This window comes from Desulfoplanes sp. (genome assembly GCF_054921335.1).
In genome coordinates this window covers 1-25,922 of the sequence record NZ_JBUDSQ010000024.1, presented here as the reverse complement: position 1 = coordinate 25,922, position 25,922 = coordinate 1, and the positions used below count along the sequence as shown (strand labels likewise).

The following is a 25,922-nucleotide window of genomic DNA, read 5'->3' as shown; positions in this document are numbered from 1 at the left end:
AGCGAAATAAACAGTTAAACCGATAAGATGTCAAAAAAGGTTACTGTGCCCCTGGACCCACCGATCAGATTGGACGGATCCGGATTCCAGAGGCTATCGGCCCATAGTTGACACGTACCCACACATCTATATAACTATATGATATCATTCAAACATCCGGAACCTGAACGCAGGCAACCCAAAACAATCCCCGTGTTTTTACCCTTCCAGGGGTGCCCGGGCAGATGCACATATTGCTCCCAGAACCTGCAAACAGGAAAAAAAGGACAACGCCTGGATGACAGTTTCGATGGACTCGCTACCGTCCTCGCCAAACGGCGGGCTGACCATTTGCCCCCCCTGGGACTCGGTTTTTTTGGCGGAACATTCACGGCGATCCCCAAGGAATGGGTGTCCCGGTTCCTCGGATTGGGGAACGAATACAAGCAAAACGGAACGATCTCCCACATCCGTTGCTCGACCAGACCCGATGCCATTACTCCCGACATGCTCAATGAACTCGCCGGACAGGGGCTGGACATGGTCGAGCTGGGCATACAAAGCTTTGACCAACATATCCTTGACCGGGCCAACCGGCAGTATGATCGGGAAACAGCCCTGGCCGCCTGTACCATGGTTCGCAAGGCCGGTCTCGAACTCGGCCTGCAGATGCTCCCGGGTCTGCCGGGACATACCGACCAAACCTGGGATGGGGATATCCGCGAATGCTGCCGGATTCGACCGGAAATCGTCCGTCTCTACCCCTGCCTGGTGCTCGAAGGAACCGTCCTGGCAGCCTGGTTCCGCCAGGGCAGGTACGTGCCCCCGGATATCGAAAAAACCACAGCCCAACTCTCCCGCGCCGTCCGACAACTCTGGGCCGGGGATATCGCTGTCATCCGCATCGGCCTGACCCCCGAGCCCCTGCTCGTGGACAATGTTCTGGCCGGTCCCTGGCACCCCAGCCTGGGGAATATGGTCCGCTCCAGGGCCCTGGCTGCAATCATCGGAGAATATGCCGGTCGTCTAGGCCATCCCCCTGTCTCCCTGACCGTTCCCAGCAAATACAGCGGTGAACTCTGGGGGTTCCGCAGAGCAAACGTGGACCGACTCCAACAATTGGGCATCACCAAAGAGACGGTCCGGTATACCGATGGGATGCAATTCACTCTCGATTAGAGACGATCAGATACAGTGATCATGCGTTGCCCCCCCCGGGTAAAACCACCATTACCAGCAATATCTTTATTTTTCATCGCGAAGGACCGCCCCTACAACCCACGGCAAAACTGCGCCCACTCTCACCCTCCCACCCCAAAACAACCATGACCAATACATCCAACACCACCATCCGTATCCACACGATCAGCCTCGGGTGCCCCAAGAACCGGGTCGACACGGAAGTCATGCTCGGCACAATGCTTACGTCCATCGAGCCCGTGGATACCCCGGAAGAGGCCGATGTCGTGCTCATCAACACCTGCGGGTTCATCGAACCGGCCGTACAGGAATCCGTGCAGACCATTCTGGAAACGTCCGGAACCATCGCTGACCTCGACCCCAAACCATTGCTCGTTGTCACGGGATGTCTGGTCATGCGCTATGAACAGGAACTGCGCCAGGAACTCCCGGAAGTGGACCTGTTCCTGACCATACCCGAACAGAATCAGATTCCAGCCTTCTTGGCCAAGGAACTCCGCCGAAAAATAGCCACTGAAAAGGGCCGGGCCCTATCCACTTCTCCGGGATACGGGTATCTCAAGATCAGCGAAGGCTGCGACAATTCCTGCCGGTTCTGCACCATCCCATCCCTGCGCGGCCCCCTGGTCAGCCAGCCCGTGGACACGGTCGTTGACCAGGCCAAGGATCTTTTGGCCAAGGGCATCAAGGAACTGGTGGTCATTGCCCAGGACGTGACCGCCTACGGCAGGGACCTGGGCATGCAGAACGGGCTGGAGGCCCTGCTCGAACGGATCCTGCCCCTGGACGGGCTTGAATGGCTCCGCCTGATGTACCTCTATCCGGCCGGACTGACCGAAAACCGGCTCGCCTTTCTGGCCGGTTGCGGCCAGCCGTTACTGCCCTATCTGGATATCCCCTTCCAGCACTCCCATCCGGACATATTAAAGACCATGGGCCGGCCGTTCATGCATGATCCCCGGGAGATAGTCTCCAGAATCCGTTCCCACATGCCGGATGCGGCCATCCGCACAACCATGATCGTGGGGTACCCAGGGGAAACGGACGAACATTTCGAACACCTTGTCCAGACGGTTCAAGACATCCGGTTCACCCACATGGGGGTGTTCACCTTCTTTCCCGAAGAAGGGACCCCGGCCGCGGCCATGGACGGACAGGTGGAGCAGGGGGTCAAGGAGATGCGCAGAAATCGGCTCATGGAGATCCAGGCCGCCATCTGCCAGGAGCGTCTGGCCAAATATACCGACACGTTCCAGTCGGTTCTCGTGGACGCCCCCTGCCCGGACTGGGAAGGACTCTTCACCGGACGGACCTGGTTCCAGGCCCCGGAGGTGGACGGGGTGACCTATGTGAGCGGCCCGGATGTCGGACCGGGACGATCCGTCCGGGCCCGTATCGACGAGACCAAGACCTATGACCTGGTCGGCCTGGTCGAATGACGGCCAACCAGTGACAACGTTCTCCTTCTCGCCTATATAGGGTGTTTTAGGAAACCTTCTTGTAGCCAGTACCCCATCCGCCCGAGGTCATCATGCAGCAGTCCGTAAGATTCAGCGCCCGCCACCCCTTCCTGTTCGGGACCATGCTCATCCTTGTAGCCATTGTCCTGCTCATGGGGAGCATGTACGTGTTCGCCACCTTCTTCTTTTCCGAGGACAAGCCGGGGTGGATGTCCGGGGGGGAAAAAATCGGCGTGGTCAATGTCACCGGAATGATCTCCTCGTCGCGGCGGATCACGGCATGGATCGACAAACTGCACAAGGACGATTCGGTCAAAGGGATCATTGTTCGGGTCAACTCGCCCGGCGGCGTGGTCGGTCCCTCCCAGGAGATCTTTCAGGCCGTCAAAAGGATCGCCAGGGACAAACCGACCATTGCCTCCATGGGGGCAGTGGCAGCGTCAGGTGGGTACTATGTCGCGGCCGGGGCCTCGGAAATCTGGGCCAACCCGGGCACCCTGACGGCCAGTATCGGGGTCAAGGTCAAGCTGACGGACATAGGCGGCATGATGCAAAAACTGGGGATCAAGGAACAGACCATCACCAGCGGGTCCCTGAAGAACGCCGGGACCATGTTCAGGCCCATGACCCCCGAAGAAAAAAAATACTTCCAGGGGTTGGCCGACGACCTGTACGGTCAGTTCATCACGGATATCGCCACGGCCCGAAAAATGGATCCGTCCGCCATCAAACCGGTGGCCGACGGCAGGGCCATGACCGGCAAACAGGCCATGGAGGCCGGCCTGGTTGACAAAATGGGCGGATTCGAAGAAGCGGTACGCGGTCTAAAAAAAGGACTGGGTATCACCGAGGAGATCAGACTGCTCGAAGGTCCCCCGGTCAAACGATCATTTCTTTCCAAGATACTGACATCATTCAATATCATACCAGAAAACACAACCCCCTTTGGCCCGCAATGGGTACTCAGCTATGAATAGAACCGCAACGATCATGAGCCATGTCCGGGAAGGCGGGCGGCTCGACCAGGAAGACGGGCTGTACCTGGCCCGCGAGGCTTCCGTCCACGATCTGGGTGAACTCGGCCACATGCGCAGACGGGCCATCCACGGCGACAAGGCCTTTTATGTCTACAACCAGCACCTCAACTACACCAATGTCTGTCAGAACGCTTGCAAATTCTGCGCGTACAGCAAACGGGAAGGCCAGCCCGGCGGCTATGTCTACTCCCTGGAGGAGATCCGGGACCGGCTCATGTCCCGCATCGACGAGCCCATCCGGGAAATCCACATCGTCGGCGGCCTCAACCCGGCCCTGACCTACGACTATTTCCTGTCCATGCTCAGGACGGTCCGCAGGGTAAGACCCAAGGCGACAGTCAAGGCATTCACCGCCGTTGAGATCGCGTTCCTGTCCAAAGAATACGGCAAGCCCGTGGAGCAGGTACTCATCGACCTGCAGGATGCGGGACTTGAATGCATGACCGGAGGCGGGGCCGAAGTATTTGACACGGACCTGCGCCAGAAGATCTGTCCGGAAAAGATCCCCGGAAGACAGTGGCTGGAAATCCACAGGGAAGCCCATTCCCAGGGAATCCCCTCCAACTGCACCATGCTCTTCGGCCATTTGGAGACCTGGGAGGACCGTATCGACCACCTGCACGCCCTGCGGGCCCTGCAGGACTCCACCGGCGGTTTTCTCTGCTTCATCCCCCTGCCCTACCAGCCGGACAACAACCCCCTGGAGGCCAAGGGACCGGACGGTGAGGATTTCTTACGGACCGTTGCCATATCCCGGCTCTATCTGGACAACATTTTGCATATCAAGGCCTATTGGGCCTACGCCGGGGTCAAGGCGGCCCAACTCGCCCTGTGGGCCGGGGCCGATGATTTCGATGGGACCATTGTCGAGGAGAAGATCGGCCACGCCGCGGGTTCGGCCTCTCCCCAAGGATTGGGTGAAGAGCGGTTGCGCGAGTATATTCTTTCCGCCGGATTCACCCCCACCCAACGGGATTCTTTCTTCAACGCGGTATAGATTCTTGCCGTTTCCCTTGACTTTTTTCCTTTCTCAGGGTTTGAAGCAGGGGATTTGTATCTGATGACAACAAGCGAACCCGTTCGAGGAGGACCTGGCCATGGAAGTACTTTCAATGTTGATCGATGGAATGCTGCACAGCTCGATTGCCGGAACTGTTGGAGTGATGGGCATTCTGACCTATCTTGCCGTGATCGTCATCGCAGCCATCTACCGTATCAGAGAAGGCATGAACGAAGCCGAGCACCATTAAAATCTACCTGTTGCCGCGGCGACAGACCCCTTTGCAACCATTGACCACGAAAAAAGGCGCAGCAATCTGCGCCTTTTTTCGTCCAAGCCGTCAAAAACGGAACAATCAGTCATGCGCGAAATCATCCTCATCAGCATTACCGGCCAGGACCGGACCGGGCTCACCCAATCCCTGTCATCGGTGCTCGCCAGGTACAGGGTGAACATTCTGGACATCAGCCAATCCGTCATCCATAAGTCCCTTTCCCTGGGCCTGATGATCGAGGTCCCCAAGGAATCCGAATCCTCGCCCATTCTAAAGGATCTGCTCTATGCAGCCCACAACCTGGACGTCAGCCTGACCTTCACTCCCATCGAACCGGACCAGTACGAGACCTGGGTCCAGGCCCAGGGCAAGAAGCGGTACATCCTCACCCTGCTCGGGAGGGTCATCACGGCCGAGGCCATGGCCACGGTGGCCGGGATCATCCATGACAACGGGCTGAATATCGACTTCATGACCCGGCTCACGGGCAGGACCTCCTTTGTCAGTCCCGATAGCAATCCAAGGGCCTGCATCGAGCTGTCCCTGCGCGGAACCCCTCGAGACCTTTCGGGCATGCATTCCAGGTTTCTCGACATCTCCCGGACCATGGGCGTGGACATTGGCCTGCAGGAAGACGACATGTTCCGCAGAAACCGCCGATTGATCGCCTTTGACATGGACTCCACACTGATCCAGGTGGAGGTCATCGACGAACTGGCCAAGGCCGCGGGGGTCGGGGACCAAGTGGTGGCCATCACGGAATCGGCCATGCGCGGCGAGATCGATTTCAAGGAGAGTCTGACCAGAAGGGTGGCCCTGCTCGAGGGCCTGCAGGCATCGGTTCTGGAAGAGATCGCGCACCGGCTCCCCCTGACCGAAGGGGCCCACCGGCTCATCGCCACGCTGAAAAAATTGGGCTACAAGGTTGCCATTCTCTCGGGCGGATTTACCTATTTCGGCAATCACCTCCAAAAACTGCTCGGCGTGGATTACGTCTTTGCCAATGACCTGGCGATCAGGGACGGCAGACTGACCGGCAAGATCCAAGGTGAAATCGTGGACGGCCCGGGCAAGGCGAACCTGCTCCGTGAAATCGCCAAGCAGGAAGCCCTTGATCTCAACCAGGTCATTGCCGTGGGCGACGGGGCCAACGACCTGCCCATGCTCGACCAGGCCGGCCTGGGCATCGCCTTCCACGCCAAACCCGTGGTCCGCCAGGGAGCGGGCCAGGCCATCTCCAACCTGGGACTGGACGCGATCCTCTACTTCATCGGCATACGGGACAGGGAAGCGGCCCATGCATTGAACGCGCAATAAGGCATGGGCCATCGGGCCACAGCGCACCCCTTTCTGTCGCCATACACCTTCCATCATACATCCTATACCCCCACGAACAATGCCCACCGACTACACAACATTTGCAGAACGCCTGGACGAGGCCCACGACTGGCCGTGCACCTATACCTTCAAATTCATCGTCCCCAAGGCCCAAAAGGAAGAGGTGGTCAGCCTCTTCGGCCCGGAGGCATCCATCCGAAAAACCGCTTCGCGCACGGGCAAGTACATATCCATAACCGTTGAACTCGGCATGGAATCCTCCGCTCAAGTCATTGATATCTATAAACTAACGGCAACCATCCAAGGAATCATCACCCTCTGATCCCGTGTCGGGGCATCCCCCTCCCCGGGAAGGGGTAACGGATCCCGTCGAAAATTTGCCGCCCCATTTACCCGAGAGGTACCCACCATGTTTTCCAAACTGTTTATCGCCTTTGCCGTACTTCCGGTCCTGGAGATCTACGTGCTCATCCACGTGGGATCGGCCATCGGGGCCCTGAATACTATCGTCCTGGTTCTCCTGACCGCATTTGCCGGGGCCTGGCTGGCCCGGGCCGAGGGTATGCAGACCATGCTGCGCGTCCGGGAAAGCATGAACCGGGGCATCATGCCCACCAACGAGCTCGTGGACGCCGCCATCATCCTGGCCGCGGGTCTGGTCCTGCTCACCCCGGGATTCATCACCGACGGGCTGGGCCTGCTCCTGCTCTTCCCCCCGAGCCGAAAGATCTTCAAGGACTGGCTCCTGCGGGCCCTGAAGGACTGGATGAACAACCATCCCCCGACCATCACCTACTACGGCCCGCGGTGAGCTTATCCTGTATCGCTTATCCTTCCATCCTTCATCCTGCTTTTTCCCATGGTCCACAAAAACCTCACCGACTGCCTGAACGATCTCGAAGCCCACAAGAGGATCGTCCGCATCGATCATGAGATCGATCCCCGCCTGGAAATGGGCACCATCCAGCGCCGGGTCTTTCAGGCCGGCGGGCCGGCCCTGCTCTTTACCAGGGTCAAGGGATGCTCCTTTCCCATGGCCGGGAATATCTTCGGGACCATGGACCGCATCCGGTTCATCTTCCGCACAACCCTGCCCCGGGTCCGGCGACTCCTTGCGGCCAAGGCCGATCCGTCCACGGCCATAAAACGCCCATGGGAACTCCCTTCCCTGGGACTGGCCGCGCTCCACGCCCTGCCCAAAGAGGTCTCTCAGGGCCCCATTCTGGACCATGAAACCACCCTCTCAAACCTTCCCCAACTGGTTTCCTGGCCCATGGACGGCGGTCCGTACGTGACCCTGCCCCAGGTGTATACCCACTCCCCGAGCAAACCCGGCATGCGCTTTTCCAACATGGGCATGTACAGGGTTCAGCTGGCGGGCAACGATCTGGTGTCGAACAAAGAGGTCGGCCTGCATTATCAGATATGCCGCGGAATCGGGGTGCACCACGCCGAGGCCATCGGACGGGGGCAGTCCCTTCGGGTGAACATCTTCGTGGGCGGCCCCCCGGCCATGACCCTGGCAGCCATCATGCCCCTTCCCGAAAATCTGCCCGAACTCTTTTTCGCCGGGGTCCTCGGCGGCCACCGCATCCCCATGCTCAAACGGGCCGGTCATTTGCCCATTCCGGCCGAGGCGGATTTTTGCATCCAGGGCATTATCGATCCCCACGCCCAGAAGCCCGAAGGCCCGTTCGGCGACCATCTGGGCTATTACAGCCTGACCCATGATTTTCCCGTGCTCAAGGTGACCTCGGTCCTGCACCGCAACAACGCGGTCTGGCCGTTCACAACCGTGGGCCGCCCGCCCCAGGAGGACACTATCTTCGGGACCTTCATCCACGAACTCACCAAGGAGCTCATACCCACGGTGTTCTCGGGTATCCACGGGGTCCATGCCGTGGATGCGGCCGGTGTCCATCCCCTGCTGCTCGCAGTGGGCAGCGAACGCTATGCGCCCTATGCCCAACCGCGCAAGCCCAGGGAACTCTTGACCAGCGGGCTGTCCCTTCTGGGATCGACCCAGACCTCCCTGGCCAAATATCTGTTCATCGCGGCCCGGGAAGACGATCCATCCCTTTCCTGCCATAGTGTCCCAGCATTCTTCCACCATGTTCTGGAACGGCTGGACCCGACCAGGGACCTACACTTCATCACCAGAACGACCATGGACACCCTGGACTATTCCGGCACGGGACTGAATGAAGGCTCCAAGGTGCTGTGGACCGTTGCCGGACCGCGGATCAACCGTCTTGCAACGGAGATTCCCGCTGCCCTTCGCCTGCCGGAAGGATTCAAAAATCCCGGGATCCTGGCCCCCGGGATCATGGTCATTCAGGGACCAAGACACGATCTTCCCAGAGACACGGCTGACCCGACCATGGACGAGCTGTGTGCCAACCTCTCACCCTCCCACGAGATTTCAGGATTTCCCTTGCTGGTCGTGGCCGATGATTCAGCGTTCACTGCCACAAACTGGGACAACTTCCTCTGGGTCACCTTCACCCGTTCGGACCCGGCAACGGATATTTACGGCGTCGGCGGTTCCACCCATTGCAAACACTGGGGATGCACAGGCTCGGTAGTCATTGACGCCCGGATCAAGCCCTTCCACGCCCCCCCTCTGGATCCCGATCCTGAAATCGAAAAACGGGTCGATGCCCTCGCCGCCCCCGGAGGGCCCCTGCACGGCATCATTTAATATGCAGGAAACAACCTCCGACCACTCCGTTGCATCCCGCAACCCTTTGGGGTAGATGCCGGTTTTATTGTCTCTACTCCAAGCTCATCAATCCCCCCGAACCTGTCCGATCCACGGAGAATCACTGACCATGCTCAATAAACAGCGCCTACTCACCCCCGGCCCCACCCCCCTGCCCGAAGACGTCCGCCTCGCCATGGCCCAGGATATGATCCACCACCGCAAACCCGCGTTCAAGGAGATCATGGGCGACATCCAGCAAGGCCTGCAGCACCTTTTCGGCACATCCCAGCCGGTCATTCCCCTGACCAGTTCAGGCACCGGGGCCATGACCGCGGCCGTGACCAACCTGTTCAAGCCCGGGGACACGGTCCTGGTCATCGAAGGGGGCAAGTTCGGAGAACGCTGGTCGGACATCGCTGATGCGCACGGGCTGGAGATGATCATCCTTCCGGTCACCTGGGGCGAGACCGTCAAGGTCATCGACGTGCTGAACAGCCTGGACCGCTGGCCGGCCATCAAAGGGGTCCTTATTCAGGCCTCGGAAACGTCCACGGGCGTGCTCCACCCCATCCAGAAAATCGGCGAAGAGACCACAAAGCGCGACGTCCTCCTGGTCGTGGACGGGATCTCCGCAGTGGGTGTCTCTCCCTGCCCCATGGACGAGTGGAACATCGACTGTCTGCTGACGGGCTCCCAGAAGGGGCTCATGCTTCCTCCAGGGCTCGCGTTCATTTCCCTGGCCCAGCGTGCCTGGGATCGGGTGGAAACGGTCAAACCAAAAAATTTCTATTTCAATCTCCCCAAGGAACGGGCAAAGATCGAAAACCGACAGACCCTGTTCACTCCGGGCATCGGCCTCCTCGTCGGACTGGCCAAGAGTCTGGAACACTTTGCCGGGGACAGGCTGGAAACGATCTTCCGTAAACAATGGGCCCTGACCAGGATGGCTAGAGCGGGCATTTCGGCCATGGGTCTGGAGCTTCTGGCCCTGGACCGGTTCACCTGGGGACTGACCTCCCTGCTCGTGCCCCCGGGCATCGACGCCTCCAAGGTGCTCGAGACCATGGCCGATGCCTACGGTGTCGTGGCGGCGGGCGGCCAGGGAGACATGAAGGGCAGGATGATCCGCCTCGGCCACATGGGCCATGTGGACTGGAGCGATCTCCTGGCCGGTCTATACGCGTTGCGCCAATCCTACCTGGCCTGTGGCGGCTATTCCGGCTGTCCGGACTATCTGGAACAGGCCATGAATGCCTATGAACAGGGTCTTGAAGACTCGGACCGGGGCTGAACCAAACACCCATCAGTCCTCCCTGTACGGCCTGACGGCATCTCCGGACAACCGCTCCACATGTCGGGCCCTGAAAGGACCCTCACCGTTCCGGCCCGGTTTCCGCCCCTTCCCGTCGTTCACGGCGTAGGCCTGGATCTTGAGGGACCATGACGTGGCCAAGACGCCAAAATAACGCCGATTCCCGGGAGATCCCCGGCCACGTCCGGAATAACTGTCATAGTCTCCTGTTCTCTGTCTTTTCCCCTGTAGGGGCAGGTCCCGTACCCGCCCTTTGGATAAACGATCCACCCCAAGGAGTCCGCATGTCCGAACCCAACGATCCCTGCCGGGACAATGCATCGCCGGCCGAAACCGAACAACGCCGACAGGCCGAGGAGCAGGCCGCCAAGGAATACCGCCAAACGGCCAAGACAACGGAATCGAGTCAGATGCCCAAACTCGACTTTTCCACCTTTGTCATGTCACTGAGCTCCACGGTATTGGTCCATTTGGGCGAAATCCCCGACATCCAGTCGGGACAGGCCTCCGTGAACATTCCCCTGGCCAAACAGACCATCGACATTCTCGGAATGATCCAGGAAAAGACCAAGGGCAATCTGACCTGCGAAGAAGAACGGTTGATCCGGGATCTTTTGTTCGAACTCCGGGTCAAGTTCGTTCAATGCAAAGCGTAGCCGTGGTACGGCCAATCTTACGCCATCCCTTTTGCTCAAAGGGCGTATCCACGATGCAGGCCGGGGACGTGTGGAATACGAGCGGTTCCCATGTATCAAGCCCGTAAGCTCGACCACGGAGATACCGGACCGGGTCCGGAATGACGATGCCCCGATCCGGCATGTTATCCACCGCCCCCATCATGCCGATAGTGCCATCCGACGACCTGCTAAACAATCACTCCAGGACAGAGATATCGCCATGGAACAAGACAAGAGACAACCACCCCCCCAAAAGGCATTGATCCTTGGGGGAAAAACCGGCCTGCTCGGGCAGGCCCTCGCGCGGATTCTCGTGGAGCAGGGCTGGGAGAGTCTCTGCCCCGGCCGGGAGGACCTGGACGTTTTCGATCAGGCCATGCTCGAGGAATATATTGGACGGCACCGGCCGACCCACCTATTCAACACCATCGGTTATACCCAGGTGGACAAGGCCGAAGACGAGCCCAAAGAAGCCATGCGCATGAACAAGAAACTGCCGATACTGCTGGCCCGAACGGCTCAGGCATTGGATCTCCCGTTCATCCATTACAGTACGGATTTTGTGTTCGACGGCAAAAAATGTTTCCCCTACACGCCCGACGATGCAACCAATCCCTTGTCCGTCTATGGCAAAACAAAACGGGAAGGCGAAAAAGGGATAATGGGTCTTGCCTGGGACAAGGCCCTTATCATCCGCACCGCATGGCTCTTTGGCCCCTACAAGACCAATTTCGTGGACAAAATCCTGGACCTGGCAGCAACCCGTTCTTCTCTGGACATCGTCCACGACCAGGTCGGTTGCCCCACATACACCCTGGACCTGGCATGCTACACATTGGCGCTTGTCCAGGCAGGGGCAAAGGGTATCTACCACCTGACCAACACGGGCCACGCCTCCTGGTGTGAACTGGCCGCCGAGGCCATTTCCTGTGGCGACTCTCCCTGTCATGCCAAACCGATCTCCTCGGCGGATTTCCCACAAAAGGCGGTCCGTCCAGAATACTCTGTTCTGGACTGCTCAAAATTCACCGAAAAAACCGGCTTGACCCCACGCCCGTGGATCCAGGCCCTGCGAGCCTATCTTTTCAACCGGGACCATTCCTGTCCCAAGGAGTAGGACGCCCCTCCGCCCCGCAGACGATCGGCCCCCTCCCATCCATGTGCGGGGGCCGATCCAGCCACCCTTCCAGACGTGCGCACCATCTTGACATTCTCAGTTCCGATGCGTATTTTTTGGCACTCCTTTAAAGAGAGTGCCAAGCAGGTGAACCATGGAACTTTGTCCCCGTGAAATCGATGTCCTCACGACGATCGTCGAAGAATACATAGCCACTGCCCGGCCAGTGGGCTCCCGGGTTGTCGCCAAAAAATCGCGGAGCAAACTCAGCCCCGCCTCCATCCGGAACATCATGGCCGACCTCGCGGACCAAGAGCTTCTTGACCAACCGCACACATCGGCCGGCCGGATCCCGACAATCAAAGGGCTGCGTTTTTTTCTGGACAGCGTCCTGCAACCCAACCCCCTCTCCGGCCGGGACAGGGACGTTATCTCCGATGACCTCTACCATGCCGGCTCAGACCCCACGGATATTTTCCGACAAACCTCAAAGGTCCTGTCTTCCATCTCTCAGCAGGCATGCCTTGTCCTTGGCCCCAGCCAGGGAATTGTCCACTGGAAACATATCGATTTTGTGCTCCTGACCCCGGGCAAGATCATGTCCATTCTCGTGCTCCAGGGGGGGATCGTCCAGAACAAGATCATCGATGTGGATACGGAGGTAACCCCGGACGATCTGTTCAAATACGCAAATTTCCTGAACAGCCATTTCCAGGGACAATCCATACACGCCGTCCAGAACAAAATCCGGGCACAGATGAAGGCCGCCCAGAAGGTGTTCGATGTTTTGTACCAGCGGGCCCTGGACCTGGCCGATCAGACCTGTTCCACGGAAATGCACCGTGAAATCTTCGTTGAGGGGGCGAGCAATCTCCTTTCACAGCCCGATTTTACCGATCTCCAAGCTATGCGGGATATATTCAAACTCTTGGAGGAACGCTCCAGGCTCCTGGAACTTGTAGACACCATATTTGACGAGCAGGAATCACGGATCATTCTTGGCCAGGAACGTTCATGGGATGATCTGGAATATTGCTGTCTGGTCTCCTCGCCATACACCATTTCCGACCAAACCGCAGGCATGATAAGCATCATAGGACCCGTACGTATGGACTACGCAAAAATCATCCCCATGGTTGACTTTACCGCCCAAGTACTTAGCAAAATGCTCCAATTGCGGTTCTAGCCCGTTCCAAGGGCAACGGATCACTCCACAACCATAATCCATGACGATCGCATGGCAGAACCCTGCCATGCGATCGTCGCGATCACCACGCTACGGCGGACTGCGTCTGTCCGCTTACATCCCTGTCAGGCTGGGACATCCAAGGAGACGAACAAATGAAAAAAGACAAGCAGAAAACCCCTCCGGGCAAGGAAACACCCCCCGAGAAGGACAAACAGGTCCAAGAGAATGCAGAAACCGGCGAGCCCTCCCTGGAAGAGGAATACGCACGGATCTGCGCCGAACTCGAAGAACAGAAACAGGAATCGTTACGGATTCTCGCGGAGTCGGAAAATCTTAAAAAACGGCTCCAGCGGGAAAAAGAAGATTTCCGCAAATTTGCCACCGGCAATATCATCGAAGAAATCCTTCCGGTCATGGACAATCTCGAACTCGCCCTACAGCACGGGCGGCATGAAAAGGGGTGCGAAAATCTCGTCCAGGGCGTCGAAATGACCCTGAACATCTTCAAGGAAGCCCTGCAAAAAAATGGCCTGACCATCATCGGCCAGGAGCACGTCGGCGTTCCGTTTAATCCGGCCGAACACGAGGCCATGTCCCAGGTAGAGGACCCGAAAATGGACGGAGGATGCGTGCAACAGTTACTGCAGACCGGATACAAACTCCACGACAGACTTTTGCGTCCAGCCAAGGTCATGGTAACTAAATAGTGCTATCCACCATGCGGACACCCAGAGGACCAGTGCCTGTTTTGCCCTTTTTGCATTCCCGCCCCTTTACAAGATTGTTTAGGGCATTATGATTCACTGCGGGTTCGTTCCGCCCCGCGGTTCGGACCAAAAAATGCGGGCCGACCAGCAAACAGGGCCCAGCACAAGGACCAAGCACTTGACACTTTTTGATACCACACTTTTTTAGGAGGACAGTATGGGAAAAATTATCGGAATAGATCTCGGAACAACCAATAGTTGCGTCTACGTCATGGAGGGCAAGGACGCCAAATGCGTCACCAACCCCGAAGGGGGGAGAACCACGCCATCCATTGTCGCGTTCACCGACAAGGAACGGCTGGTGGGTGAAATCGCCAAACGCCAGGCGGTCACCAACCCTGAAAAGACCATCTTTGCAGTCAAACGACTCATGGGCAGAAAGTTCGACGACGCCCAGATCCAGGCATGGGCCAAAAAGAGCCCTTACAAGATCGTTGCCGGCGCCAATGGCGACGCCTATGTCCAGGTCGATGACAAGAAATACAGCCCCGCCGAAATCTCGGCCATCATTCTGCAGAAGCTGAAAAAGGACGCCGAGACCTACCTGGGCGAAACCGTCACCGAGGCGGTCATCACCGTACCGGCCTACTTCAACGATAGCCAGCGCCAGGCCACCAAGGATGCCGGGCGTATCGCCGGACTCGAGGTCAAGCGGATCATCAACGAACCGACAGCGGCCTCACTGGCCTATGGTGCGGACAAGAAGTCCAATGAAAAGATCGCGGTTTTCGACCTGGGCGGGGGTACTTTTGACATCTCCACCCTGGAAGTCGGGGACAACGTCGTCGAGGTCCGCTCCACGAACGGGGACACCTTTCTTGGTGGTGAAGATTTCGATGACACCATCATCTCCTACCTGGTGGATGAATTCAAAAAGGAAAACGGCATCGATCTCGGCCAGGACAAGATGGCCCTGCAGCGTCTCAAGGAGGCCGGAGAAAAGGCCAAGAAGGAGCTCTCCACGTCTATGGAAACGGACGTGAACCTGCCCTTTATCACTGCCGACCAGAACGGTCCCAAACACATGAATCTCAAGCTGAGCCGGGCCAAATTGGAGTCCATGTGCCAGAATCTGGTTGCCAAAGTCGAATCCCCCTGTCGCAAGGCCCTTGCCGATGCCGAGCTCAAGGCCTCGGACATCAACGAGGTTCTGCTTGTCGGGGGACAGACCCGCATGCCCCTGGTCCAGTCCAAGGTCGGCGAAATCTTCTCCAAGGACCCCAACAAGAGCGTCAATCCTGACGAGGTGGTTGCCATGGGTGCGGCCATCCAGGGTGGTATCCTTGCGGGTGACGTCAAAGACGTCCTCCTCCTCGATGTCACTCCGCTCTCTCTCGGTATCGAGACCCTCGGCGGGGTGTTCACCAAACTCATCGAACGGAACACGACCATCCCCACCCGCAAGAGCCAGACCTTTACCACGGCCGCTGACAACCAGCCTTCTGTGTCTATCCACGTGCTCCAGGGGGAACGGCCCATGTGCGCGGACAACATGACCCTGGGACGGTTCGAATTGACCGGTCTGCCTGCGGCCCCCCGCGGCGTTCCCCAGATTGAGGTCACCTTTGACATCGATGCCAACGGTATCGTCAACGTATCGGCCAAGGATCTTGGGACGGGCAAGGAACAGTCCATCCGGATAACCGCCTCCAGCGGGCTTTCCGAGGACGAGATCCAGAACCTGGTCAAGGATGCCGAGGCCCATGCCGACGAGGACAAAAAACGGCAGCAACTCATTGAGGCCCGCAACCATGCCGATACCCTGATCTATACCACGGAAAAATCCATCCGCGATCTCGGTGACCAGCTGGACGCCACCCTCAAGGGTGAGATCGAATCCAAGATCGAGGCCCTGAAAAAGACCATGGAAAACGAAGACGTGGAGGCCATCACCCAGGCTACCGAGGAGCTGGCCCAATCCTCACATAAACTGGCCGAAAAACTCTACGCCCAGAAGTCGACCGAAGGCGAACAGCCTGGTGGGGAACAGCCCGGTGCCGGACAGGCCAGTGACCAGACCAAGTCCGATGACGAAGACGTCGTGGACGCCGACTATACCGAAGTGAAATAGCCTTGACAGGCTAAATCCCCCTTCCTATAGCACAAGGCCTGGACCGAACACGCGCGTCGGTCCAGGCCTTTTTTTGGCCAACCCCTTTCTCCTGCCCGCAGTACATGAAAATACGAATCCTACTCTTCCTGCTGACCCTGTCCCTGCTTGTATGCACGGCATGCGGCAAAAAAACGACCGTCCGGTCCACCCCCCAAGGGCCCGCCGTACCCTCCCAACCCACCGAGCCCGGCCTGTTTAAGCGGGCCGACCGAGCATGGCAATCAAGGGACTACGGGGAAAGCCAGCGGATCTACGGTCTCCTGTCCAAGGACCCAACCCTTTCGGACCGCCGTGCTCCCGTGGTCTGGCAACGACTCACCGAGAGCGCCCTCGCAAACCGGGACACGTCCCAGGCACGGAGGGCCCTGGCATCCTGGGCGGACGTTCCCACCGGCGTGGACAAATCGTGGCCCTGGATCCGGGCCAAGGCTGCCCTTCTGCGGTTGGAACAGGACGACAAGGCCGCAACCCCGTTTCTCACCTCCGTCCTGGACAACGACAATATCCCGAAAGACGTGAGAGCAAAGGCGGCAAAAGCTCTCGTCGCCCAGTACAAACGCGAGAATAACCTGCCCGGCCTGTTGCATGCCTACGGGACCCTGTACCATTTAACGGCATCATCCGAAATCCAAGGAGATCTGGAAGCCGAACTCAACGCCATACTGAGAGAGCATCCCCTTGCGCAACTCTCCAAGGCCCTCGGGACGGTCCGGGAGGATCCCAACAACGCATTCCCCAAAAACATCCTTACCGGCGTCTATGATATCAAGCGATTGGAGGCCGATCCCGAGCTATGGCCCGAGGTGTGGCACGGTCTCCGTTTACTTGGAACACGGGGCCTATGGAACGGTCCGTATCCCTTTGCCGATGATTTAGAAAAATTCACTGCCCGCTTTGGACAACCCCGCAAGCACATTGCCCTGATAATTCCCTTGCAGGGGCCATACGGCACCATAGGCTGGCAAATCGCCCGCGGTGTCGGGGCCGGACAATGGTTGCTCGGAGGCCGCGGGATGGATCTGGACGTGACCATCATCAACTCCTCCGCCCCGGGCTGGGAAAAGGAACTCACCGGCCTCGCCACGACCTGCGACATTGTCGGGGGGCCGCTGCAAAAATCCACGTGGCAAAAAATCCGCGATCTCTCCCTTGTCGACGGACGGACTTTTTTTGTTTTCATGCCCACGGTCGAAGACGAGGGTACGCGGGCTTGGCGCTTTTTCGGCAGCCCCCGCGATCAGGTCAGGGCCATGGTCCAATCCGCCTTTGCCTGCCAGGTCTCGCGTTTTGCCGTCCTCTATCCCAATGAACCCTATGGAAGGCGGATGGCCCAATATTTCTGGGAGGAGGCTACCGCACAGGGTGGCCGAGTTACCGGATTGGCCGACTACCCCCCAAAGCAACCATCCCAATGGGGCAAGACCGTGGCCACCTTGCTCAGGGCCCAGGATCTCAACGAGGACGAGCTCAATCCGGAACCCGACTTCAAGGCGGTCTTTCTCCCAGATTCCCTCAAAGGGGCGCGGCTCATTGTTCCGCAATTTTATTTCTATGACGAAAACAGGCTCATGTTTCTCGGTCCCCAGCTCTGGGGTCAGGGAAAAAATCCGGACAGCCCCCTGGAAGAGAATTATTTTCGTCTGTCCGTGTACCCCGGAGCATGGTGGGCGGACAACCCGGGCAGCGGGGTGCAAACGCTGCAAAATGTTTTGGAACAAAGCGGCCAAAAGGGCGCGGATTTCTGGGTCGCCCTGGGGTTTGACTTCATTCGATTCGCGGCAGGACTGGGATGCACGTCAGGAGTGGCACGGCAAGGACTGAACGAAACCCTGTCCGGCCCCCAATCCCTTGACTGGGCAATGGCCCCTTTGGAGTGGGACAGCCAGGGGCGGGCATCCCAGGACTATTTCATTTTCCAACCAACCCGCGAAGGGCCGCGCATCGCCCTGCAGGAACAGATATCCCACATTATGGATGTCCGTGAAAACCGACGCCAGCAGAGGATCGTCTCCCTCAACGCCACCGCTGAATCGGACACGGGGGAGACAAATGGCACCAATGCGACCCGGACCGAGCCGGTCACCCCTTCCGACTCCGGACAGTCCGGCTACCGTCACAAGGTCATCAGGTCCGGACCATCCGACTGAATCCGATTCCTCGACAACCACACCAACTCCAAGGAACTGCGGTATGCGTATCACACGAGAAGACGTCAACAAGATCGCGTCATTGGCACGGCTCGAAATCGGCGAAGACCAAGCAGCCCTGTTTGCCGGCCAGATGGACACGATCCTGGCCTATATGGACAAACTCAATGGCTTGGATACGACCGGTATCGCCCCCTTGTATTCTCCTGTGGAACACTCCACGGTCCTCCGGGAGGACGAGGTCGTGACGACTTGCTCCAGGGACAGCATTCTGGAAAATGCCCCGGATGAGGACGGTCGCTATTTCATCGTTCCCAAGATTGTCTGACCGTCTCCCGGGATCCAGACCGACGAGGGCGTACCCGCCTCCAAAAAGGGGGGCGGCCCAAAAATCAGGAACAACTATATTCTTGCTACAAGGAACGTACCCATGGACCCATTGTATACCCAATCACTGACCCGTATCCGTGACCTTCTGGCTGCAGGTGACGTCTCGGCCGAAGAGGCCACGTCCTCCTGCCTGGAACGGATCCGGACAACAGAGCCGCATCTTAAGGCCATCCTCCATCTGGACGACGGGGCAGCACGCGCACAGGCCCGGGACATGGATACCAAGGGTGTCCGGAAGGACCAACGATTGTGGGGGGTACCCATCCTGCTCAAGGATATCCTGGCCACCCAAGGGATGCCGACGACCTGCGGCTCAAACATCCTTGAAAATTTCACCCCCTGCTATGACGCACACCTGGTGGCCAAACTCAAGGAACACGGAGCGATCATTCTGGGCAAGAACAACCTGGATGAATTCGCCATGGGATCGTCCACGGAAAACTCCGCCTATGGTCCGAGCCACAATCCCTGGAACCTGGACCATGTTCCGGGTGGTTCCAGTGGAGGATCGGCCGCAAGCATTGCCGGGTGTCAGGCATTCGCCTCCATAGGCACGGACACGGGCGGATCGATCCGACAACCCGCCGCCTTTTGCGGGACCGTCGGCCTTAAACCGACCTACGGCCGGGTTTCCAGATTCGGGCTTATCGCCTACGGGAGCTCACTGGACCAGGCCGGCCCCCTGACCAGAACGGTCGAGGATGCGGCCCTCGTCCTTTCCGTCATCGCCGGTCACGACACCAAGGACTCTACCTCCGTGGACACCCCGGTCCCGGACTACATGGCCAGCCTCGCCCAGTCCAAGGATCTCGCGGGTGTGCGTATCGGCATGCCCAAGGAGTACTGGGGAGAAGGGCTCGCTCCGGAAGTGGCTGCGGCCTGCACCCAGGCCATTGAAAAGGCCCGGGAACTCGGAGCGGAAATAGTCCCGGTCTCCCTGCCCCACACCTCCTACGCCATTGCCGCCTACTACATCATCGCCATGGCCGAGGCGAGCTCAAACCTGGCCCGTTTCGACGGCGTCCGCTACGGGGTCCGCGACCAGAGCGCCCATGACCTCCTCGAGATGTATACAAAATCCCGTTCACAAGGGTTTGGGGACGAGGTCAAGCGACGGATCATGCTCGGTACCTATGTTCTTTCTGCCGGGTACTACGATGCCTATTACAAAAAGGCCGCCCAGGTCCGGCGGATCATCAGAAACGACTTCATGGAGGCCCTTGCGGGCTGCGACGTCTTGGCCGGTCCGGCCTGTCCGACCACAGCCTTTGGCCTGGGACAGAACACGGACGATCCTTTGCAGATGTATCTAACCGATATATTTACCATCTCATTAAATCTGACCGGTCTTCCCGGAATGAGTCTCCCTGTCGGTCTGGGCAAGGATTCCGGTCTTCCCGTCGGCATCCAGCTTTTTGGCCCCCGGTTCGGCGAGGAACGCCTCCTAAACATCGGCCACGTCCTGGAAAAGGGCATGGATCGACTCCCCCGGCCCACGGGCCTGGAAAACCTACTGGCATAGAGCAAGGGACCCGGCAGCGGATGCCGGGTCCCTTTTTTTCATCCCCTACCTGCTTCCCCGACCATATGACCATAGCCCTGGCCCTGAGCGGTGGCGCCGACAGCCTTCTCTCCCTTGCATTGCTCAAAGAACAAGGGTGGGATGTCGTTGGTTTCCATGGATTGTTCCTTCCTCCCTCCCCCGGAGATAATGAACGGACGGAAGAGATGGAAAAGCTCTGTCGCGGTCTCGGGGTCCCCCTAGAAACCGTCGATCTGAGCGGGCCATTCTTCCAACAAATCATCCAGCCCTTCATCGATGGGTATATCCAGGCCAGGACCCCCAATCCCTGCGCCTGGTGCAACCGGGAGATAAAATTTGGGCTGCTCAGGGAAAGAATACGGCGGCACGGACCTACCAAACTGGCCACGGGACATTACGCACGGACACTGCCGACACCACAGGGCACCGGACTCTTCCGGGCCCTGGATCCCGGCAAGGACCAAAGCTATTTTCTCTCCCTCGTTCCCGGCCATATCTGGGAGGGGGTGATCCTCCCCCTTGGGGGATGGCACAAAAGCGAGGTCCCAAAGGCCCTTGAACAACGGAGCCTCGAACCGCCGGTGACCAAAGAGAGTCAGGAGATCTGCTTTATCCCCGATGACTACCGCGCCTTTCTCGCCCGGCAGGGGATTGCGCTTCCCGGCCCCGGACCGGTCACCACGCGCAGTGGCAAGCGGATCGGTACCCACCAAGGACTGTGGAGATATACCCAGGGACAACGCCGGGGCCTTAAAATCGCCTACGCACACCCCCTTTACGTCATCGACAAGGAACCGGCGACCAATACGCTGATCGTCGGCCCCCAGAAAGAACTCTGGGCCACCTCGTGTACTGCGGTCCAGGCCAACCTGCTTGTACCGGCCGTGCACTGGCCCGAAGAAGTTCTCGTCCAAACCCGTTATCGGCAACAGGCCGGCCCGGCCCGGGTCACAGTTGAGGGACAACGGCTTTTGGCCCGATTCATCCTTCCCCAGGAGGTCCCCACCCCCGGTCAGGTCCTCACGGTGTACGCCCCTTCCGGCCAAGTTCTGGCGGGCGGGATCATTTCCCATGGGGGATAGCGGTCAAAATGTTGTGCCCAACCGGAACCCTTGCAACCCAGAAAGCGAGTTGTCTTTTTCCCCAGTTTTGGCTAGAAATGTGGTGTTCTTTTTTACCGCCACCTCTCCTCTGGACCAACACATCACAGGAACCCCATGTCCTCCTTGTTCGGCACCCTAGTCACTCCCTTCGCCCTGTTAGGACGTTTGGTCATCGATATCTCCAACGCATGTGGGGCATATGCCATTTTTTCCATAAAGGGATTTTTGAGGATATTTTCCTTTCCCGTCCAATGTACCAAGATCCTCCAACAGGTCTATTTCATCGGTGCCAGATCCATCTCGATCATCGCCCTCGTCGCCCTGTTCACGGGGATGGTACTCGGGCTGCAGCTCTACTACACACTGACCCAATTCGGCTCGGAAGGGGTTCTGGGATCGGCCGTGGCCCTTTCACTGGTCCGGGAACTCGGCCCAGTCCTCACGGCGATCATGATCACGGCCCGGGCCGGGTCGAGCATGACCGCTGAAATAGGAATCATGCGCATCTCCGAACAGATCGACGCCCTGGACACGATGGCCATCGATCCCATCCGGTTCTTGATCAGCCCCAAAATCGCCGGATCGCTCATTTCCTTCCCTCTACTCACGGCCATCTATGACGTCGTGGGCATAATGGGGGGCTATGTTGCCGGGGTGGTTCTCCTGGGCCTGAACAAGGGGATCTATTTCTACCGGGTCGAGTCCAGCGTGGTCATGCAGGACGTCACGGGCGGATTCATCAAGTCCATCGCCTTCGCCTTTTTGGTTTCGACCATCTGCAGCTTTCAAGGGTATTTCACCCATATCCGACAGGGCGGCTTCGGGGCCAAGGGGGTCGGGATGGCCACGACATCGGCGGTGGTCATCTCCTGTGTCTGGATTCTTATCGCCGATTACGTACTTACCTCTTTCCTCCTGTAGACCATCCATGCCCACTCCACTTGTCACTTTTTCCAACGTCACCAAACGGTTCGGGGACAAAACCATCCTCGACGGCATCAGCCTGTCCATCAATGCGGGCGAAGTAACGACCATCATCGGCAAGAGCGGGGTAGGCAAGAGCGTTTTTCTCAAACACATCATAGGATTGTTGTCACCGGACAGCGGAGAGATATCGTTCATGGGCAGGCCACTCGCGTCCCTGGGCCCGAAAGAACGCCAGCAGATGAAACGTGAATGCAGCTACATGTTCCAGCACAACGCCCTCTTCGATTCCCTGACCGTTTTTGAGAACATCGCACTGCCATTGCGTGAAAAGACCCGCCTTTCCCCCCAGGAAATCCAGGAACGCGTCAAGGCCAGGATGGATGATCTTGAACTGGGCGAGGTCGGGCACAAATATCCGACCCAGCTCTCCGGTGGGATGCAAAAACGCGTCGCCCTCGCCAGGGCGCTCATCAACGATCCAAAGATCGTTCTTTTTGACGAACCGACCACCGGGCTCGATCCCATCCGCAAGAATGCGGTTCTGTCCATGATCGCCCACTACCAGGAACGGTTCAATTTCTCAGCAGTCCTTGTCTCCCATGACATACCAGATGTTTTTTACATCTCCGATCGGGTCGCCATCATCGATAATGCCAAGGTCATTTTTCAGGGCACTCCCCTGGAACTGGAGCACACCCACCAACCGGTAATCAACGGATTCATCAACAGTCTGGACATGCTCAAGGACGATCTTACCGGCCTGTGCACGTTCACCAGGCTCTCTCGAGCATTTGATCGGGCCCAAAAGGATCTCGCCGCAGCGGGGACCCCCTTTTCCGTGGTTGTCCTCCACGTCCGGGGACTCGACGATATCAGCTCCCGCATCGGTTCGATCGCCACCCATACGGTGCTTGAACATTTTGCCCGCAAATGGCAGGCGGTTTTTTCCAAACAAACACCCATGGCAAGGTACCCGTATGGCAAGGTTGTCGGGATCCTTCCCGGGGTCTCCCTGGAAGGGGCCGAGGGCATGGCCACGGCCATTGCCCAAACGCCACGCAACAGCCATACCATGGCCATACCGGGGTACACCGGTGAGGATGTTACCGCGGACCTCATGGCCGGATCCATCCAGGGCTGCCCCGAGACATCTCTTGAAAAACACATAGCCGCGGGTTCGTCCCGCCCAACGGTCATAAGTGCGGTCGCCTGCACCGGGGCCCGCCCCTAGCCTTCCCAGGAGGAACAGACCATGTCGACCATACAACGTTTCAAACACGAATCCGTCGTGGGGATTTTTTTTCTCATCGGCTGCCTTTGCGTTGGCTATCTGACGGTCAAGTTAGGCAAGATGGAAATTATGGGCGGTGACTACTACACGGTGGATGCTCGGTTCACGAATGTCTCCGGTCTAAAGACCGGTGGGTTCGTCCAACTTGCCGGAGTCCCCATCGGCCAGGTCGAAAAAATCACACTGGATATGGATGAACTGGTGGCCATAGTTTCCATGAAGATCCAACAGGATGTCCACATCGACGAAGAGGCCATCGCTTCCGTCAAGACCAGCGGCTTGATCGGCGACAAGTATATCAAGATTTCCCCGGGCGGGGCCGAAGCCCCCATTGCCGACGGGGGGATCATTGTCGACACCGAGTCGACCGTGGATTTTGAAGACTTGATCAGCAAGTACATCTTCGGCAAGGTGTAGCCGGTTGGACGTTCTGCCCACCCGGCCCCATCTAGAATACCGTTTGACAACGAGGTACACGGACCATGTTTCGTATCATCTGGACCATTTTTACGCTTCTGCTTCTACTCCCCTCATCTGTCCATGCGGCCTCGGCCATGGACCACGTCAAAATCAATGTTGACAAGGCCATAGCGATCCTCACCGACCCCCAGTATGCGGATAGGGACGACAAGCAACTCCAGCGGCAACATCTTGTCCAGATCGGGGAGTCCCTGTTTGACTTCAACGAGGTCACCAGACGTTCTGTCGGAAGATATTGGAGGGGATTCACCAAGGCGCAACGCCACGAATTCCGCGATCTTTTTTCACAGCTTTTGCAAGGAATCTACATGGACAAGATCCAATCCTACCATGGTGAAGCGGTCGTTTTCGACAAGGAGATCCAGCTCTCCCCGACCAAGGCCAAGGTGGACACCCATGTTGTCTGGAACGGCAAGGATATCCCCCTGGACTACATGCTCCGGTTCAAACATGACCAGTGGAAAGTCTATGACGTCATTGTCGAAGGGGTCAGCCTCGTAAAAAACTACCGGTCCCAATTCCGATCCATCCTCTCTAAAAACCCCCCAAGTGTCCTTTTGGACCAGGTCAGAAAAAAAATCGACCAGTCCGGTGATGGATCATGAGGTTAGGATCCCACCGGAAATGGTCCATCCACTCCCCGGGCCGCTGTTTTTGGCTCTTCGCTCTTCTCCTCCTGTTCCTTGTTCCAAACATTGGATGTGGTACAAAAACGTCGGCAGTAGATCCCGCCCCAAGCGGTGCGGGGCTGCAACCGCCCTCCCCCGGCGCTCCATCATCCGACACCACCGAAGATCCCGGATCCACTCCAGACGACGTTTACAATGGCACGGATGAAGGATGGGACGAGGATTGGGACGAGGGGTACGAGGAGTTCTATGACGATCCCTATGGGGACGATGACGGGTATGGGGAATCAACACTCCCCCCCGACCCGCTGGAACCCTTCAACCGGATCATGTTCACATTCAACGACAAGCTCTATTTTTGGGTGCTTGAACCCACGGCATCCGTATACTCAGCAGTCCTTCCGGAACAAATGCGCACCGGGATCTACAATGTCTTCCACAACCTGGCCTTTCCCATCCGGTTCGTCAGCTCCATTCTCCAGCTCAAGCTCGATAAGGCGGCCAAGGAAGTCGGTGCGTTTGCCATGAACACCACGTTCGGCATCGGTGGGCTGGTCAAAATTTCCGACCATATCACCCCGCTGCAGGATATATCTCCCGAAGACCTGGGGCAAACCCTGGCCCACTATGGGGTCGGGGAGGGGATATACATTGTCTGGCCGGTTTTTGGTCCCTCCACACTACGGGATACAACGGCCCAGTTTGGTGAATACTTTCTTGATCCCATCAACTACGTTGACGGGTGGAAGATCCGCTGGGCCCTCAAGGGAGAAAAGACCCTCAACTACACCTCCCTGCACCTCGGGGATTATGAGGACCTCAAAAAGGCGGCCTTTGATCCCTACGAAGCCCTCAAGGATTTCTACATCCAACACCATCGTCATCTTGTCAGGGAATGATGCAACACCTATGACCGCACGTAAACAAGGGGCTGCTTCCATATAGGAAACAGCCCCTTGTTATTTTTTGTGTACCCGCAGCCATTCAGATCAAAATGGCACTATCACAACATGATAAAACGCAGCGTCAAATCTGCGTGGCGATCGAGGAATCTGGGGATCTGGAGGATTGCAGCAATTCAAGAAATGGGAGACCTATATGCTAAACCAGAACCATGCTGAAACACGGAGTTTTTACCATGGATTTTGGATGTACTTTCAAGGCAACCCAATCCAGGCAACGTCTCAGATGTGGGTTCACTCACCAAAGGGGCACCCGCAAGGGGTGCCCCTACGGATCGTCGCT

24 protein-coding genes are annotated in these 25,922 nt (G+C 57.9%); all 24 read left to right on the top strand.

What is annotated here, in order from left to right; all coding sequences use genetic code 11:
- The first annotated feature begins 192 nt into the window (after positions 1-192).
- The 24 genes from ACY692_RS07295 (at position 193) to ACY692_RS07180 (ending at position 25,576) form a co-directional block, all read left to right on the top strand.
- The gene (locus tag ACY692_RS07295; RefSeq protein WP_462324694.1) at positions 193-1,158 is read left to right on the top strand and encodes a radical SAM protein; all 966 of its coding nucleotides are present in this window, start codon (positions 193-195) and stop codon (positions 1,156-1,158) included.
- A 146-nt stretch (positions 1,159-1,304) separates the two neighbouring features.
- Positions 1,305-2,618 (top strand): 30S ribosomal protein S12 methylthiotransferase RimO, encoded by a 1,314-nt coding sequence (gene rimO / locus ACY692_RS07290; RefSeq protein ID WP_462324693.1) that lies wholly within the window; start codon positions 1,305-1,307, stop codon positions 2,616-2,618.
- Between the two features lie 92 nt (positions 2,619-2,710).
- A complete protein-coding gene (sppA, locus tag ACY692_RS07285) occupies positions 2,711-3,616 on the top strand; it encodes a signal peptide peptidase SppA (protein ID WP_462324692.1) in 906 nt (301 codons plus the stop codon).
- Positions 3,609-4,673, top strand: a complete 1,065-nt coding sequence (mqnE, locus tag ACY692_RS07280) for an aminofutalosine synthase MqnE (protein WP_462324691.1) — start codon at positions 3,609-3,611, stop codon at positions 4,671-4,673. The genes sppA and mqnE overlap by 8 nt, the downstream gene beginning before the upstream one ends.
- A gap of 100 nt (positions 4,674-4,773) precedes the next feature.
- Complete coding sequence (locus ACY692_RS07275; RefSeq protein WP_462324690.1) at positions 4,774-4,926, top strand: hypothetical protein; 153 nt, start codon at positions 4,774-4,776, stop codon at positions 4,924-4,926.
- 111 nt (positions 4,927-5,037) lie between these two features.
- The gene (gene serB / locus ACY692_RS07270; protein ID WP_462324689.1) at positions 5,038-6,267 is read left to right on the top strand and encodes a phosphoserine phosphatase SerB; all 1,230 of its coding nucleotides are present in this window, start codon (positions 5,038-5,040) and stop codon (positions 6,265-6,267) included.
- Between the two features lie 79 nt (positions 6,268-6,346).
- Positions 6,347-6,610 (top strand): DUF493 family protein, encoded by a 264-nt coding sequence (locus ACY692_RS07265; protein ID WP_462324688.1) that lies wholly within the window; start codon positions 6,347-6,349, stop codon positions 6,608-6,610.
- 87 nt (positions 6,611-6,697) lie between these two features.
- Positions 6,698-7,099 (top strand): FxsA family protein, encoded by a 402-nt coding sequence (locus ACY692_RS07260; protein ID WP_462324687.1) that lies wholly within the window; start codon positions 6,698-6,700, stop codon positions 7,097-7,099.
- A 48-nt stretch (positions 7,100-7,147) separates the two neighbouring features.
- Complete coding sequence (locus ACY692_RS07255) at positions 7,148-8,989, top strand: UbiD family decarboxylase (RefSeq protein WP_462324686.1); 1,842 nt, start codon at positions 7,148-7,150, stop codon at positions 8,987-8,989.
- Positions 8,990-9,119: 130 nt separating this feature from the next.
- Positions 9,120-10,283 (top strand): pyridoxal-phosphate-dependent aminotransferase family protein, encoded by a 1,164-nt coding sequence (locus ACY692_RS07250; protein ID WP_462324685.1) that lies wholly within the window; start codon positions 9,120-9,122, stop codon positions 10,281-10,283.
- Between the two features lie 305 nt (positions 10,284-10,588).
- Complete coding sequence (locus ACY692_RS07245) at positions 10,589-10,960, top strand: DUF1844 domain-containing protein (protein WP_462324684.1); 372 nt, start codon at positions 10,589-10,591, stop codon at positions 10,958-10,960.
- A gap of 241 nt (positions 10,961-11,201) precedes the next feature.
- On the top strand, positions 11,202-12,098 hold the full coding sequence (rfbD, locus tag ACY692_RS07240; RefSeq protein ID WP_462324683.1) for a dTDP-4-dehydrorhamnose reductase: 897 nt from the start codon (positions 11,202-11,204) through the stop codon (positions 12,096-12,098).
- 154 nt (positions 12,099-12,252) lie between these two features.
- Positions 12,253-13,284 (top strand): heat-inducible transcriptional repressor HrcA, encoded by a 1,032-nt coding sequence (hrcA, locus tag ACY692_RS07235; RefSeq protein WP_462324682.1) that lies wholly within the window; start codon positions 12,253-12,255, stop codon positions 13,282-13,284.
- A 155-nt stretch (positions 13,285-13,439) separates the two neighbouring features.
- Positions 13,440-13,994, top strand: a complete 555-nt coding sequence (grpE, locus tag ACY692_RS07230) for a nucleotide exchange factor GrpE (protein WP_462324681.1) — start codon at positions 13,440-13,442, stop codon at positions 13,992-13,994.
- 217 nt (positions 13,995-14,211) lie between these two features.
- Positions 14,212-16,125, top strand: coding sequence for a molecular chaperone DnaK (dnaK, locus tag ACY692_RS07225; RefSeq protein ID WP_462324680.1), 1,914 nt, complete (start codon positions 14,212-14,214; stop codon positions 16,123-16,125).
- A gap of 104 nt (positions 16,126-16,229) precedes the next feature.
- Complete coding sequence (locus ACY692_RS07220) at positions 16,230-18,314, top strand: penicillin-binding protein activator (RefSeq protein ID WP_462324679.1); 2,085 nt, start codon at positions 16,230-16,232, stop codon at positions 18,312-18,314.
- A 43-nt stretch (positions 18,315-18,357) separates the two neighbouring features.
- On the top strand, positions 18,358-18,642 hold the full coding sequence (gatC, locus tag ACY692_RS07215; RefSeq protein WP_462324678.1) for an Asp-tRNA(Asn)/Glu-tRNA(Gln) amidotransferase subunit GatC: 285 nt from the start codon (positions 18,358-18,360) through the stop codon (positions 18,640-18,642).
- A gap of 102 nt (positions 18,643-18,744) precedes the next feature.
- Complete coding sequence (gene gatA / locus ACY692_RS07210; RefSeq protein ID WP_462324677.1) at positions 18,745-20,226, top strand: Asp-tRNA(Asn)/Glu-tRNA(Gln) amidotransferase subunit GatA; 1,482 nt, start codon at positions 18,745-18,747, stop codon at positions 20,224-20,226.
- A gap of 65 nt (positions 20,227-20,291) precedes the next feature.
- Positions 20,292-21,329 carry a tRNA 2-thiouridine(34) synthase MnmA gene (mnmA, locus tag ACY692_RS07205; protein WP_462324676.1) on the top strand — a complete coding sequence of 346 codons (1,038 nt, stop codon included), beginning with the start codon at positions 20,292-20,294 and terminating at the stop codon, positions 21,327-21,329.
- Positions 21,330-21,464: 135 nt separating this feature from the next.
- Positions 21,465-22,271 (top strand): MlaE family ABC transporter permease, encoded by an 807-nt coding sequence (locus tag ACY692_RS07200; protein WP_462324675.1) that lies wholly within the window; start codon positions 21,465-21,467, stop codon positions 22,269-22,271.
- A gap of 7 nt (positions 22,272-22,278) precedes the next feature.
- A complete protein-coding gene (locus tag ACY692_RS07195) occupies positions 22,279-23,508 on the top strand; it encodes an ATP-binding cassette domain-containing protein (RefSeq protein ID WP_462324674.1) in 1,230 nt (409 codons plus the stop codon).
- A 30-nt stretch (positions 23,509-23,538) separates the two neighbouring features.
- Positions 23,539-23,985 carry an outer membrane lipid asymmetry maintenance protein MlaD gene (mlaD, locus tag ACY692_RS07190; protein WP_462324711.1) on the top strand — a complete coding sequence of 149 codons (447 nt, stop codon included), beginning with the start codon at positions 23,539-23,541 and terminating at the stop codon, positions 23,983-23,985.
- Positions 23,986-24,050: 65 nt separating this feature from the next.
- The gene (locus tag ACY692_RS07185; RefSeq protein WP_462324673.1) at positions 24,051-24,653 is read left to right on the top strand and encodes a Tgt2/MlaC family protein; all 603 of its coding nucleotides are present in this window, start codon (positions 24,051-24,053) and stop codon (positions 24,651-24,653) included.
- On the top strand, positions 24,650-25,576 hold the full coding sequence (locus ACY692_RS07180) for an MlaA family lipoprotein (RefSeq protein WP_462324672.1): 927 nt from the start codon (positions 24,650-24,652) through the stop codon (positions 25,574-25,576). The genes ACY692_RS07185 and ACY692_RS07180 overlap by 4 nt, the downstream gene beginning before the upstream one ends.
- Positions 25,577-25,922 lie beyond the last annotated feature (346 nt).

Coding starts and splice junctions, on each gene's coding strand:
- grpE (WP_462324681.1), top strand. CDS start 13,440: ATGAAAAAAGACAAGCAGAAAACCCCTCCGGGCAAGGAAACACCCCCC.
- ACY692_RS07255 (WP_462324686.1), top strand. CDS start 7,148: ATGGTCCACAAAAACCTCACCGACTGCCTGAACGATCTCGAAGCCCAC.
- ACY692_RS07275 (WP_462324690.1), top strand. CDS start 4,774: ATGGAAGTACTTTCAATGTTGATCGATGGAATGCTGCACAGCTCGATT.
- ACY692_RS07220 (WP_462324679.1), top strand. CDS start 16,230: ATGAAAATACGAATCCTACTCTTCCTGCTGACCCTGTCCCTGCTTGTA.
- ACY692_RS07195 (WP_462324674.1), top strand. CDS start 22,279: ATGCCCACTCCACTTGTCACTTTTTCCAACGTCACCAAACGGTTCGGG.
- mqnE (WP_462324691.1), top strand. CDS start 3,609: ATGAATAGAACCGCAACGATCATGAGCCATGTCCGGGAAGGCGGGCGG.
- serB (WP_462324689.1), top strand. CDS start 5,038: ATGCGCGAAATCATCCTCATCAGCATTACCGGCCAGGACCGGACCGGG.
- gatA (WP_462324677.1), top strand. CDS start 18,745: ATGGACCCATTGTATACCCAATCACTGACCCGTATCCGTGACCTTCTG.
- ACY692_RS07250 (WP_462324685.1), top strand. CDS start 9,120: ATGCTCAATAAACAGCGCCTACTCACCCCCGGCCCCACCCCCCTGCCC.
- gatC (WP_462324678.1), top strand. CDS start 18,358: ATGCGTATCACACGAGAAGACGTCAACAAGATCGCGTCATTGGCACGG.
- ACY692_RS07260 (WP_462324687.1), top strand. CDS start 6,698: ATGTTTTCCAAACTGTTTATCGCCTTTGCCGTACTTCCGGTCCTGGAG.
- mnmA (WP_462324676.1), top strand. CDS start 20,292: ATGACCATAGCCCTGGCCCTGAGCGGTGGCGCCGACAGCCTTCTCTCC.
- hrcA (WP_462324682.1), top strand. CDS start 12,253: ATGGAACTTTGTCCCCGTGAAATCGATGTCCTCACGACGATCGTCGAA.
- ACY692_RS07180 (WP_462324672.1), top strand. CDS start 24,650: ATGAGGTTAGGATCCCACCGGAAATGGTCCATCCACTCCCCGGGCCGC.
- ACY692_RS07265 (WP_462324688.1), top strand. CDS start 6,347: ATGCCCACCGACTACACAACATTTGCAGAACGCCTGGACGAGGCCCAC.
- rimO (WP_462324693.1), top strand. CDS start 1,305: ATGACCAATACATCCAACACCACCATCCGTATCCACACGATCAGCCTC.
- rfbD (WP_462324683.1), top strand. CDS start 11,202: ATGGAACAAGACAAGAGACAACCACCCCCCCAAAAGGCATTGATCCTT.
- sppA (WP_462324692.1), top strand. CDS start 2,711: ATGCAGCAGTCCGTAAGATTCAGCGCCCGCCACCCCTTCCTGTTCGGG.
- ACY692_RS07200 (WP_462324675.1), top strand. CDS start 21,465: ATGTCCTCCTTGTTCGGCACCCTAGTCACTCCCTTCGCCCTGTTAGGA.
- ACY692_RS07185 (WP_462324673.1), top strand. CDS start 24,051: ATGTTTCGTATCATCTGGACCATTTTTACGCTTCTGCTTCTACTCCCC.
- dnaK (WP_462324680.1), top strand. CDS start 14,212: ATGGGAAAAATTATCGGAATAGATCTCGGAACAACCAATAGTTGCGTC.
- ACY692_RS07245 (WP_462324684.1), top strand. CDS start 10,589: ATGTCCGAACCCAACGATCCCTGCCGGGACAATGCATCGCCGGCCGAA.